Source organism: Empedobacter sp. R750 (genome assembly GCF_030324345.1).
GTDB classification, from domain to species: Bacteria; Bacteroidota; Bacteroidia; order Flavobacteriales; family Weeksellaceae; genus Empedobacter; species Empedobacter falsenii_C.
In genome coordinates this window covers 1-12,250 of record NZ_JACAGF010000031.1, presented here as the reverse complement: position 1 = coordinate 12,250, position 12,250 = coordinate 1, and the positions used below count along the sequence as shown (strand labels likewise).

The following is a 12,250-nucleotide window of genomic DNA, read 5'->3' as shown; positions in this document are numbered from 1 at the left end:
TGAAGAATTTAATCAACAAAAAATTAGTTATAAAAATGTAGCTTAACTAATACTCCTATTTTTGTTTGCATATCCAAAAAATGGTTAAATAATTTTTTAATTTGAATACTAAGTTTTGAATTTGGCTTAGATGTACTTATAAATTGATTGTATTTATAGATTTGATTAGTTTTAGAATTAATAAAGAATTGTAGAAAATCATTGTCAATGTTTTTCATATAAATTCCTTTTTGAATTTTTAAGAAATTAAAAAATTCGCGAAGAGAAGGAACGTCCATATTTATATAAATTGGTGTTTTTAAAAAAGCTTCTTTAAATTGCTGAAAATTCAGATCATCAGTTAATAATTCATTTAGTTTAAAAAAAGCATATATTTTATTCATCTTTATGTCATCTAGTTGATTGTTCATCACTGAATTGGTGTTTGACAATGAATTAATATTTTTATGTTCTAAATTTTTATTACTTATTTTAAAAGCATATAAAATGGAAATTGAAAATAAGAAAATACAAATCCAGATTTGTAAAATCATATAATCTTGAGTAGAGTAGGCTTGATAACCAAATATTATACTTAAAATAATTGTTGTTATGGGCAATATATTAACCTTAAATAATATATCAGATTTATTGTAATTGAATTGAAAAATTCCAAATGACAATACTATTATCATTATTGCTTTTATTATATCAAGTGCTATGCTCATAATTCTAAATTTAAAGATGGTAATAGATTAGCAGTTTCTTTCATTTTATTATCCATAATATGTGCATATATTTGAGTTGTACGAATATCTTTATGTCCTAGAAATTTCATTACAGTATATATATCTGCTCCATATTCTAATTGTAATGTAGCAGCTGTATGTCTGGCACAATGGAATGTAATATGCTTAGTAATTCCAGCTTTCATACACCATCTCAATAATTCTGTGTTTGTTCCAGAACCATAATTTAAATTAACAAATACTCTTGGGTTAGAATGGTCTCTGTTGCCTAATAAATCTCTGGCTTGTTTACTGATGTACATATATTCTAGATCATCAGTTTTTTGTTGTTTGAAAAATATTCTATAATTATCATTTTCATCTCTAACTTCATTCCAAGAAAGTTTGTAAATATCACTCCAACGTAAACCAGTTAAACAACTAAAAAGAAAGGCTCGTTTTAATACATTATATTTACAATCAGTATTAGCTAAAGCTTGAACTTCATCAAAAGTTAAAAACTCTCGTTGTGAATCTTTTTCTTCAAAAGATTTAATTTTGAGCAATTTATGATTTGAAATATATCCCTCTTCATAAGCTTGTTTAATAGTAGCTTTAAATCTATTGAAATAGGAATATTTTGTTCCATGTTTTAATGGAGTTCCATTTTTTGTTAAGGCTTCTTTATCTAAAAAACGTTTAAAACCTTTAATTGATTCAATTGTAATTTCTGATAATGTAGTGGAAGGGTGAAAGTATTGATCGATATACCTTTTTACTGATGCCCATGTACCATAATTAGATAAATATGATGATCGATGTTCTTTTAATCGATCGAAGTACTCATAAAAGGTAATATTTGCTTTATCTCTATCAATAATTCCATACTTACCTTGAATATACTCTGATTTTCTAATAGCGAGAATATTTTCGGCTAATTCTAAATTCTCTTTATTTTTTTTTCTTTCTTCGAAAGTTTTGGGATTAATGAATAAGTGTAATTTTAAATATTCAAATTCACGTAAATGTATTTCTTTACCAGATTTATCAATCTTTGAGCCTTTATAAAATTCTAAATAAAGAGTATATTTTTCAGACTTTAATTTCTTTTGTTTTAAGCTTATTTTCATATTTGAATAATTCGAGGTGTAGTAACTACACCTTTTATTAGTATAAAAAAATAGAGGTGTAGTTTTGGTGTAAAAAACGTCAAAACATCATCTATTTATGTCATTTCAAATATAAAACAAAAAACCTAACGTTTTAAGCGTTAGGTAGTTGAAAGGTAGTAATTGTCTTGTATTTGCTTTTCTATTTCCCGATACAAAAAGTAACCTACACTGATAATCAATTAATTATATAGATTAGGCAACAAATAGGCAACAAAATCTGTAAAATTGGTGGCAAATAAGAGAAAATGCCTTTATTTTATTAGAACTTATCTACGAGCAAATATAAGCCTTTTTTCTTTGTTTTAGCCCTCAAATTCAATTCTTGATACAATGGTAACTGATTACAATGTATTTTATTATAGGCTTTAGCAAAGCCAAATTTAATCATTTCTTCGTTTATTATCCTTCCATCTTTTAAAATTAAATATCCTAAAGTTCTTCCGTATTTATCTTTCGTATTATCACGTTCTTGAATTAAGGTTACTGGATCATTTATCTGAACTAATGTTTTTAAAAATTCTAATGATTTATAACCTAATTCAATTAATAATCTTCCTGATACAGATGTTTCCAATTCGTCTTGCTTTAGTTTTTTACAAGGTGTTAATTCTGGAGCATCAATACCATAAAATCTAATTTCAATTACTTTGTTTGTAATTAAATCTTTCACAAAAATTCCATCCCCATCATTGTATTTTTCAATTTTAAGATGCGTTTTTGAAATTGTCTGACCGATTACATTTAATTGCTTCATATTGCACTTATTAACATTCTGATTATCAATTATTTATATGTAAATTTACGATAATAATTTGTAACTATTTAATAATTAATATAATGGCTAGACAGAGTGGACACATTAAGTATGTTGGAACGTTAGGAGACGTTAGACATTTTAAGATTAAAGGAAACAAAGGTTTCTATGCTGGGTTAAAAGGCGGACCTACTGCACAACAAATTGCAAGCGATCCTGCTTTCGTTCGTACTCGTGAAAATATGAATGAGTTTGGTGGTAGTGCTACTACTGGTCGTTCATTTAGAACAAGTATTGCAAATCTAATTCGTAATAATGCTGATAGTCAAGTGACAGGTCGTATTACTGCGGTTATGAAGAAAATTAATTTAGAAGATGGTTCAGAAGCCAGAGGTCAAAGAGCAATTTTAATTACTGCTGCTCCTCAATATTTAGAAGGTTTTGAATTCAATAAATTTTCTTCTTTAAATGGTGTTTTTAATGCTCCTTACACAATTACTTCAAATGTAGATCGTGATGAGTCAACATTAGCAATTGCACCATTTAATCCATTGGATAATATGTTTATTCCTGCAGGTGCTACGCATTTTAGAATCATCAATGCTATTACGGTTTTATCTGACTTTGCGTACAATCCTTTAACTAAGTCTTACGAACCAAAAGATAACGTAAATAATGGATTGACTGCTACAGCTGATTCGGGATATTTACCTGTAAATGCAATGACTTCTGCAATTTCTGTTGCTACGACATTGCCAGGTACTCCAACCCTTTCTGCGGATGTTTCAGTAGTTAATATTTTAGCGGTTGAGTTTTACCAAGAAGTAAATGGAAATTATTATTTATTTGCTCAAGGTAATGCAATGAAGGTTGTAAAAATATTCTAATTCATCATTAGAGATTAGAGGTTTCGGAAAATTGAAAAGCCTGCTCGTTTGAGTAGGCTTTTACTTTTTGCATTAATTTTCCTATAATGATTAATCATCTATTAAATATGTATTGATTATCTATCTTTTAAACACGAAATAAAGGCGTTTTAACGTCTTTTAATATATCGGTATAGAATTATTCTTTTTGCTTCGGAAATGAGCTGTAATGTTTCTAAATATTGTCTTTCTTTTTGCTCTAATTCTTTAATAGTTTTTACCGATTTTTTAAACTGGGGTAAATTGGCATTTGCTTGTATTAATCCGTTTTTGATGATGGATTTACAATCGTTAATAGTTACAAATAAAATCACTGATCCTTTCAAAAAGTTGTAATAGGATTTTGATTTGAATAATCCATCGCACAAGGTTTTGAAAAATTGCATTTCTTCTTCGGAATTTGTACGTAATACATAGCAATTGGCACAAGGTTCATCCAACGGTTTACCGCTGTTTTTACCTTTGTTCAGAATGTAAAATTCAAATTGTGATTTTTGATTCTTTGGGCTGAAAGTTTTTAATTCAAATTTTTGCATAATACGAGCTTTAAAATTTATTGCTCGCTCACGCTTCGCATCATTTTTTCAAAAGAAAACAGAAAAAAAACGGAAAAAAAAAGAAAAAGAAAGCCGTTTAAAAGGGTGGTGAGGCAAAGCAGTCAAGGTTTTTGGATAAAAAATACGACCTGTATAGGTGGAGATTTTTTATTCAAAACCCGTAGGGCTTGACCTTTACGGCTTTGTGCTTTAGCAGTACCGAACCACCCTAATTTGCTTTCCTTTTTATTTTTTGAAATGTGATGTGATAACCTCAACTTCTAAAGGAATACGAATGAAAAATGAAGTGAAGCTGTTTTCTTTTATCTATTAGTTGATGATTTATTGGATAATATATTCACTATTTATTATCGAGTAATTCGTCTATATTTTATGTGTGCTTTTGAAATACTGGGTAATATCTTATTGAAATATTCGATAACATTTCGTCTTGGGAATAACGTTCTATTTATGGGAAACGCTCTCACAAATCTTGGGGCAATTAACTCCAGAAAAAAATAAACTATACCTTAATTGAAATGTGGAAATGGTGCGGTGGCAAGTGTAGTGAATGCCTGAGAATGAATTATTGCTTACCTCTTTCAAAAAGGAGCAGGCAAAATGCGAACTGCAAGTTTACAAAGATTGCGAAGTTTGCAAAGCAAGCAATAGTAATTTGTAGACTGTGTGTGAGCATCTGCCTGCGACCACTATAAACAAAGCAATATGAATGGAAAGGCTGAACTACTCTTGCAGCACCATTTAGGCGATGTGGGTGCTATGTAATGAAATGGAATAGCACCCTACAAAAGCCGACACCACTAAAAAATCATAGTTTAATTTTTTTCTGACCATTGATAAGGGTGGTGGGGAGTTGTGGAAATAAAACGGCTTTTCTTAAAGGCAGAAACGTTCAAATTAGCACGAACGCCTATGGTACTGGCTATTTTACATAACGTTCATTATAGTGGGCTTGTCCCCGTAGCCTTTAGGACTATAATGCCACGTTATGTAACTTAGCTTACGCCAATTTTAGTACTGGCATAAGCGAACCCTTCGGCAGGCTCAGGACAAGCTTTGGTGGTGGTTGGAGTGTAGCGTTTTTTTGCTTGTGAAATGAGGAGGCTTGCTCTTTGCTTAGTAAGGAACGAAACTAAGCAATGTGCAATAAAGCCGACGAATGAACATTGCAAATAATATGACAGTATAAAATGGCGGCAGTACCATAGATTAGAATGGAGAAACCTTCAATTTAGTCGTAACTTAAAAGCCGATTTCTTTGGATAAGAAGGTGTAATTTTATATCTTGCGAATTCATTCAACATTATTATGTATGTCTAATTTGATTAATTTAAAGGTATTTAAAGAGTTTGTAAAATCGAGTAATTTTGGAGGATTCCTTCTTTTTTTATGTGTTATTATAGCCTTAGTAATAGCTAATTCTCCTTTTAGTGATACGCTTAAGAATTTGCTAACCTATGAATTTGGTATAGAAAATAATTGGATTCATTTAAAATATAGCACAAGTATGTGGATTAATGATGGGTTAATGGCTATATTTTTCTTACTTGTAGGCTTGGAAATTAAACGTGAAATAGTAGAAGGAGAATTATCATCCCCTAAAAAAGCTGTTTTACCAATTTTGGCAGCAGTTGGTGCAGCTATTGTACCTGCGCTGATATATGTATTGTTTAATAAAGGTCTAGATACCGCAAGTGGATGGGGAATTCCTATGGCAACAGATATTGCTTTTGCATTAGCTGTAATATCATTATTAGATAAGCGTATACCATTTAGTTTAAAGATATTTTTAGCTGCTTTAGCAATTGTAGATGATTTAATTGCGATTCTAGTCATTGCATTATTTTATTCTTCAGGTATAGATGTGCATTATTTATTATACGCGGGTGTAGGTTTGGCTATTTTAGTTGTAATGAATAGACTTAATGTTAAAAATTCATATCTTTATCTTATTCCAGGTTTATTTATTTGGTATTTTGTACATCATTCTGGAATACATGCTACTATAGCGGGTGTATTAGTAGCTATGACTTTACCGACAAATGATACTGATGAAGAATCACCGCTAGAACGATTAGAGCATGCTTTAGTAAAGCCTGTCAATTTCCTAATCATACCTATTTTTGCTTTTGCAAATACTAATATAACTATTGTAAATGAAATGCTAGAAGGATTAACTGCTCCATTAGGATTGGGTATTGGAATGGGCTTAATACTTGGTAAACCACTAGGAATTGTATTGAGTACTTTTCTCTGCTACAAATTTGGAATAGGTCAGTTACCTGAAGGAAGTAATTTTAAACATATAATAGGTTTAGGTTTATTAGCTGGTATTGGATTTACTATGTCTATATTTATTTCAAACTTATCTTTTACGGATACAGTTTTAATTGAAGAAGCAAAATTGTCAGTCTTGTTAGCATCAATAATTTCTGGAATATTAGGTTACATAATTTTGAGAAAAAGTAATAAATAAAATTAACGATGCTTACACGCTTTTTTTGTTCTAGAATTTTTAATCTGCTAACTAAATGGAGTTTTATTGTTGCAATTGTAACCATCATTGCTATGTTAGGATTTGGTTTTCCTAAACATTATAATCCATATGTTAATTTATTTTTTGCTACTATTTTATTTTTGGGAATTATTAAAACAGTTGTTAAATTCTTTTATATCAAAGATAAAATCATAGCAAGAGTTTTAATTTTCGATCTATTAAGTGTCTTATTTATTACGTATTGTATATATATACAATTTACCGAATACTCTATACATTTTGTTAGTAAGTATATCTTATTTGCAATAATCTTAAAACTATTACGCGAATTTGCTACACCAAATTTTACATTTAAAAGAAGTTACATAACACCACCCCAACTTTTTATAATAAGTTTTATTGGATTAATAATATTAGGAGCTTGTTTGTTATTATTGCCTAAAGCAACTAAAACCTCAATAACTTTTTTGGATGCATTATTTACCTCAACTAGTGCTGTATGTGTTACAGGTTTAAGTGTTATGGATGTTTCTCATGTTTTTACTACTTTTGGTCAATTTATTTTATTACTACTCATTCAATTAGGTGGTTTAGGGATTTTAACATTTGCAGCTTATATCGCATATTTTTTTAAGGGAAATAGTTCTTTTGAATATCAAATTACTTTAGGAAATATTTCAAATAATGATGCCTTTAGCGAGGTGTTTTCTTTTATTAAACGTATAATTTATCTAACATTCAGTATAGAATTGATAGGTGCGGTTTGTATATATTTATCTTTAGATCAATTAGAGATTAGCTTTTTAGACAAGGCTTTTCATTCTTTATTTCATTCTATATCGGCGTTTTGTAATGCTGGTTTTTCTACTTTACCAAATGGATTGATGCATGAAGTAACTATTTATAATTATCCATTGCAAATAGTTGTAATATTACTTATATTTATAGGAGGAATAGGGTTTCCTATTTTAGTAAATATACTTCGCTATTTTTCTTATTTTATTACCAAAACTATAGCAAGTATATTTCATAATCGTAAAGAACAAAAAAGTTGGGTATTTTCATTAAGTTCAAAAGTAAATTTAATGACTTCATTGATTATTCTTTTCATTTCTACGATTATTATATATTTTGAAGAATTTTATTATACGCTTAATAATCATACAGGAATAGGCAAATTTGTATCTGCTACATTCATTAGTATGACCACACGAACTGCTGGGTTTAATACGATAGATTTTTCGCAATTGCAATTCTCTACAATTATCATGATATTACTCTTGATGTGGATTGGTGCCTCACCTACCTCTACAGGTGGTGGGATAAAAACAAGTACCTTTGCCATTGCTATTTTAAATTTTATTAATATCGCAAGGGGGAAACAAAACATTGAAATATATAACCGAAAAATCAGTGATTCTATAGTGCAAAAGGCATTTGCAACAATAACATTGTCTTTTCTAGTTATAGGAATTGGAGTATTTTTAATTTCAAAGTTTGATTATCAATTACCATTAATAGACATAGCATTCGAAGTATTTTCTGCCTATTCAACAGTTGGATTATCATTAAATACTACTCCATTATTGAGCGATCCTAGTAAGATAGTATTAATTATAATTATGTTTATAGGACGAGTTTCTATGATCACCATTTTAACAGCATTTTTTAAGAAAACCATATCTTCTCGTTATTCATATCCTACGGGGGATATTTTAATATAAAATACATGAAATTAATTATCATTGGATTAGGGAATTTCGGAGCATCATTAGGTACTAAAATGACAGCTTTGGGGCATGAGGTGATTGGAGTTGATACCAATATGGAACGTGTAGAATCGTATAAAGATAAATTGTCACATACTATTTGTTTGGATGCAACCGATGAAGTTGCACTTAATAAATTACCCTTGAATAACACTGATATGGTGTTAATTACTATAGGTGAAAATGAAGGCTCTAATATTATGGCGACAGCTAATTTTAAAAATAGAAAAGTTAATCGTTTAATAAGTCGATCAATAAATAATGTCCACGAAAATGTATTACATGCCATAGGTGTAGATCAAATTATAAGACCTGAAGAGGAATCTGCCGAACGTTGGACTAAAAAACTAAATACAAAAGGAATTATAGATTCTTTTGAACTTAATAAGGAATATAGTATCATAGAAGTTATAGTACCCAAAGAACTTGTAGGATTAAGTTTTGATGAGATTCAATTTAAAAAGAAATACAATATATTGGTAATGACTGTTATTAAAAATAAACAAGAAACAAGTTTTTTAGGTCAATTTAAAATAGTACCACAGGTACAAGGATTTCCATCGTCAACAACAGTACTTGAACGTGATGATGTTTTAGTAATTTATGGATCAAATAATGATATTTATAAATTTATGCGAAAATATTACTAATCAGAAAATAGAATTGATAAATAATTTTAATACTTATGTGAAACACAATGAACAAGATCTATCAATTATTTAATCTACAAAGTGGAGAAGAAGATAAGAATAAAGTTAAAGAAGACGTACAAAGCAATATATCATTTAAAGGAGCTAATCTATGGATTTTAGCTTGTGCGATATTAATTGCATCTATAGGATTAAATGTAAATTCCACAGCAGTCATTATAGGAGCTATGTTAATATCACCATTAATGGGTCCAATAGTCGGTTCTGGTTTTGCATTAGCTACGTATGATTTTTCTTTACTTAAGCGATCAGCCAAAAACTTATTTATTGCTACAATAGCTGGACTTATCGTATCCTGTATATATTTTTATCTAAGTCCATTTAAAGATGTACAATCCGAATTACTTGCCAGAACATCTCCAACCATATACGATGTATTAATTGCATTTTTTGGTGGAATCGTTGGTGCAGTATCCATAACACGTGTAGAAAAAGGGAATCCTATACCAGGTGTAGCTATTGCTACTGCTTTGATGCCACCATTATGTACAGCTGGATTTGGATTGGCTACACTAAATTTTAAATTTTTAGTTGGAGCTTTATATTTGTATAGTATCAATTGTTTTTTCATTGCGTTGTCTACGTTTATTGTTTTAAAATATTTAAAATATAAACCAGTACAAACTCAAAATCCTTCATTGGATAAAAAAGTTAGAATAAGCATTTCAGTAGTCATGAGCTTACTGATTATACCAAGTTTTTACTTAGCGTATAACTTGCTTCAAGAAAAGAAATTTACGCAGAATGTAGAAACGTTTATTCAAAATGAATTTTTAAATAATGGGCATACCGTAATTTATAAAAATGTCAATTTCAGAAGTAAGCCTAAAAAAATAGAACTTGCTTTCTTGTCTCAACAATTAGATAGCTTAGAAATAGCACGATATAATACCAAATTGGAAGATTATGGTATTAATAATACAACGTTTACTGTTCGACAAAATAACGCAGATTTAAAACAAGAAATTTTAAGTGAACTCAATAAAAACCAAAGTGATATAACAGAAAAGGATTTGAAAATACAGCAACTTAACGAATTGCTAAAAGCTAAAACATTTGGAGATAGCATACTGGAGAAAGAAATAAAAATTTTATTTCCAGATATTAGTCAAATTTACTTTGGTACACTCAATCAATATTCAGATAGTATATCAAATAATAAAATAATTCTTTACCAATCAGAAAAGTTAATTGATGAAAATAAATTGCAACAATGGATAGAAACAAAGTATGCAACTAAAAATATAATCATTCAGAAAATGTAATACTATTTATTTAATTATTTGAGAAAAGACATACATCATTTCGGTTGCTATTTCGATACTTCGTTGTTGGTAAACTTCTGTTTGATTGGTAGTACCATCCGATATTTTAGGATCTTCGTAAGTTATTGGGATTCGCTTTTCTGCACCTGCAATGAAAGGACAACCATCATCTGCTTGGGAGCAAGTAAGAATTGCAGCAAAGTTTGAAATTGGATTGTATGCATCATCATACTTCTTAGAAAATCCTATAATTGGTAAACAATTTTCATCAAATTTTATGGCGTAAATAGGATTATTACTATCTGCAATTTTAAAGATTTGAAAGCCTTGAATGCTTAGTGTTTCAGCTACTTTTGGAAACAATGCTGTTTCTTGTGTACCACCTGAATAACAATTGATATTTTGGATATTATAATAAGCAGCAGCGAATTGTGCCCATATCTGTGCTAAATGACTTCTGCGTGAATTGTGTGTACAAATGAAGTTGAGATTTATTGTCTGCTTATCATTGACTTTCTCTTGAATGTAAAAAACTAAAGGTTGTAAAACTACTTTTCTGTCTTCACAAATTTCTTGATTCAGAACATCATTCTGAATAGTGTTAAATAATTGTTTTTGCATTAGTTTAAAATTGAATAATTAAGTAGCCTAGTATGGAACCCAATAATACAATGAAAGCACTATTGATTTTTTTGAATTGAAAAACTATTACAGCACTAATCAACGCAATAACAATAGTTCTCCAATCGGTAATAGTTTCTTTCCCCATAACTATACATACTGATAGGATAATTGCTACAGACGCTACATTGACCCCATTTAAAAAAGTACTAAATGAATCATTGTTTCTTATAAACTTCATTAAAGGATGTATCAATGCAACCAAAATAAATGAGGGTAGAAAAATGGCTAAAGTAGATACAATAGCACCCGAAAGTCCGTTGATTTGATATCCAATAAAAGTTACAGATGAAAAAACAGGTCCTGGAGTAAATTGTCCAACCGCAATTGCGTCCATCAGTTGTATTCGCGTGAGTAATCCTTTATCTACCAACTCGGTATCTAAGAAAGCAAACAAAACGTAGCCACTTCCGTATAAAATTGATCCTATTTTTAAAAATGTCCAAAATAAGGATTGGTTTATCGTCGACAGAAACGATCCATTAAATAAAGGAAATAAAGCTAAAGGAACAAAGCTTTTCATGGAGTGAAGTTGGCGAAATTTTTTTTCTAAAAGCATAAAAAAGCCAGCTCCAACTAATAAAAAAATTTCATTGATACCTAAAAGTGATAAGACTAATACAGCAATTGCTAAAACACCTAGGTAAACATTCTTTATCGCTTTTAAAAACAATGGATAAACGGCACCAATTATAATTGCAATAATGGCAGGTTTTATTCCATATAAAAAAGGTGAAACCTCTGGGATTTGTCCGTACTTCTGATAGAAATAGGCGAAAATTCCGGTAATCAAAACTGCTGGAAATATGAAACATAGACCGGCAACTAATAGACCTTTCCATCCACCTTTATCATAACCGATATGAATTGCCATTTCAGTGCTATTAGGCCCAGGAATGAGGTTGGTAGCACCTAATAAATCTAAAAAATGCTGATCACTCATCCATTGCCGTTTCACGACCACTTCTCTTTGCATCATAGCAATATGAGCTGCAGGGCCACCAAATCCAATTACACCGAGTTTAAAAAATAATTTCGCAATTTCCTTAATTTGTATCTTTTGATCCATATTGATTTTTATAGACAAAAATATAATATTAGCAACATACAGAATTAGGTGTGCAACAAGAAGATTTTGGATATCCTAACGAAAGTTCCAGAGTAAGAAAAGGTATATAATACTTATCTTACAATTATGAAAGGAATAAAAAA

At 29.8% G+C, this 12,250-nt stretch carries 11 protein-coding genes; 5 read left to right on the top strand and 6 right to left on the bottom strand.

The window, feature by feature from the left end:
• Positions 1-23: 23 nt before the first annotated feature.
• The 3 genes from HXZ74_RS16765 to HXZ74_RS16755 form a co-directional block, all read right to left on the bottom strand.
• Positions 24-707 (bottom strand): hypothetical protein, encoded by a 684-nt coding sequence (locus tag HXZ74_RS16765; protein WP_286476466.1) that lies wholly within the window; start codon positions 705-707, stop codon positions 24-26.
• Positions 704-1,837: a site-specific integrase gene (locus HXZ74_RS16760; RefSeq protein ID WP_115000217.1), complete on the bottom strand. Its 1,134-nt coding sequence runs from the start codon at positions 1,835-1,837 to the stop codon at positions 704-706. The genes HXZ74_RS16765 and HXZ74_RS16760 overlap by 4 nt, the downstream gene beginning before the upstream one ends.
• Before the next feature lie 301 nt (positions 1,838-2,138).
• Positions 2,139-2,633, bottom strand: coding sequence for a thermonuclease family protein (locus HXZ74_RS16755; RefSeq protein WP_286476464.1), 495 nt, complete (start codon positions 2,631-2,633; stop codon positions 2,139-2,141).
• 83 nt (positions 2,634-2,716) lie between these two features.
• Here HXZ74_RS16755 and HXZ74_RS16750 point away from each other — a divergent pair, with 83 nt between their 5' ends.
• Positions 2,717-3,520: a hypothetical protein gene (locus tag HXZ74_RS16750; protein ID WP_286476463.1), complete on the top strand. Its 804-nt coding sequence runs from the start codon at positions 2,717-2,719 to the stop codon at positions 3,518-3,520.
• 149 nt (positions 3,521-3,669) lie between these two features.
• On the opposite strand, the gene HXZ74_RS16745 is transcribed toward HXZ74_RS16750, so the two are convergent.
• Complete coding sequence (locus HXZ74_RS16745) at positions 3,670-4,095, bottom strand: DUF6943 family protein (protein ID WP_286476462.1); 426 nt, start codon at positions 4,093-4,095, stop codon at positions 3,670-3,672.
• A 1,333-nt stretch (positions 4,096-5,428) separates the two neighbouring features.
• Between HXZ74_RS16745 and nhaA the strand changes: the two genes are divergently transcribed.
• From nhaA to HXZ74_RS16725, 4 genes are read left to right on the top strand one after another with little or no spacing between them, the layout of a single operon-like run.
• Positions 5,429-6,592 carry a Na+/H+ antiporter NhaA gene (gene nhaA, locus HXZ74_RS16740; RefSeq protein ID WP_286476461.1) on the top strand — a complete coding sequence of 388 codons (1,164 nt, stop codon included), beginning with the start codon at positions 5,429-5,431 and terminating at the stop codon, positions 6,590-6,592.
• Positions 6,593-6,600: 8 nt separating this feature from the next.
• Positions 6,601-8,337 carry a TrkH family potassium uptake protein gene (locus HXZ74_RS16735; protein WP_286476460.1) on the top strand — a complete coding sequence of 579 codons (1,737 nt, stop codon included), beginning with the start codon at positions 6,601-6,603 and terminating at the stop codon, positions 8,335-8,337.
• 5 nt (positions 8,338-8,342) lie between these two features.
• A complete protein-coding gene (locus tag HXZ74_RS16730) occupies positions 8,343-9,032 on the top strand; it encodes a potassium channel family protein (RefSeq protein ID WP_280038251.1) in 690 nt (229 codons plus the stop codon).
• Positions 9,033-9,079: 47 nt separating this feature from the next.
• Positions 9,080-10,357 carry a DUF389 domain-containing protein gene (locus HXZ74_RS16725; protein ID WP_280038250.1) on the top strand — a complete coding sequence of 426 codons (1,278 nt, stop codon included), beginning with the start codon at positions 9,080-9,082 and terminating at the stop codon, positions 10,355-10,357.
• Between the two features lie 6 nt (positions 10,358-10,363).
• On the opposite strand, the gene HXZ74_RS16720 is transcribed toward HXZ74_RS16725, so the two are convergent.
• Both HXZ74_RS16720 and chrA read right to left on the bottom strand, forming a co-directional pair.
• Positions 10,364-10,978 (bottom strand): arsenate-mycothiol transferase ArsC, encoded by a 615-nt coding sequence (locus HXZ74_RS16720; RefSeq protein WP_286476458.1) that lies wholly within the window; start codon positions 10,976-10,978, stop codon positions 10,364-10,366.
• 4 nt (positions 10,979-10,982) lie between these two features.
• Positions 10,983-12,107: a chromate efflux transporter gene (gene chrA / locus HXZ74_RS16715; RefSeq protein ID WP_125350836.1), complete on the bottom strand. Its 1,125-nt coding sequence runs from the start codon at positions 12,105-12,107 to the stop codon at positions 10,983-10,985.
• Positions 12,108-12,250: the final 143 nt, after the last annotated feature.

Bases quoted from the DNA above. Each gene is read 5' to 3' on its own strand.
- HXZ74_RS16725 (WP_280038250.1), top strand. From the start codon at position 9,080: ATGAACAAGATCTATCAATTATTTAATCTACAAAGTGGAGAAGAAGAT.
- chrA (WP_125350836.1), bottom strand. From the start codon at position 12,107: ATGGATCAAAAGATACAAATTAAGGAAATTGCGAAATTATTTTTTAAA.
- HXZ74_RS16755 (WP_286476464.1), bottom strand. From the start codon at position 2,633: ATGAAGCAATTAAATGTAATCGGTCAGACAATTTCAAAAACGCATCTT.
- nhaA (WP_286476461.1), top strand. From the start codon at position 5,429: ATGTCTAATTTGATTAATTTAAAGGTATTTAAAGAGTTTGTAAAATCG.
- HXZ74_RS16720 (WP_286476458.1), bottom strand. From the start codon at position 10,978: ATGCAAAAACAATTATTTAACACTATTCAGAATGATGTTCTGAATCAA.
- HXZ74_RS16750 (WP_286476463.1), top strand. From the start codon at position 2,717: ATGGCTAGACAGAGTGGACACATTAAGTATGTTGGAACGTTAGGAGAC.
- HXZ74_RS16765 (WP_286476466.1), bottom strand. From the start codon at position 707: ATGAGCATAGCACTTGATATAATAAAAGCAATAATGATAATAGTATTG.
- HXZ74_RS16735 (WP_286476460.1), top strand. From the start codon at position 6,601: ATGCTTACACGCTTTTTTTGTTCTAGAATTTTTAATCTGCTAACTAAA.
- HXZ74_RS16730 (WP_280038251.1), top strand. From the start codon at position 8,343: ATGAAATTAATTATCATTGGATTAGGGAATTTCGGAGCATCATTAGGT.
- HXZ74_RS16745 (WP_286476462.1), bottom strand. From the start codon at position 4,095: ATGCAAAAATTTGAATTAAAAACTTTCAGCCCAAAGAATCAAAAATCA.
- HXZ74_RS16760 (WP_115000217.1), bottom strand. From the start codon at position 1,837: ATGAAAATAAGCTTAAAACAAAAGAAATTAAAGTCTGAAAAATATACT.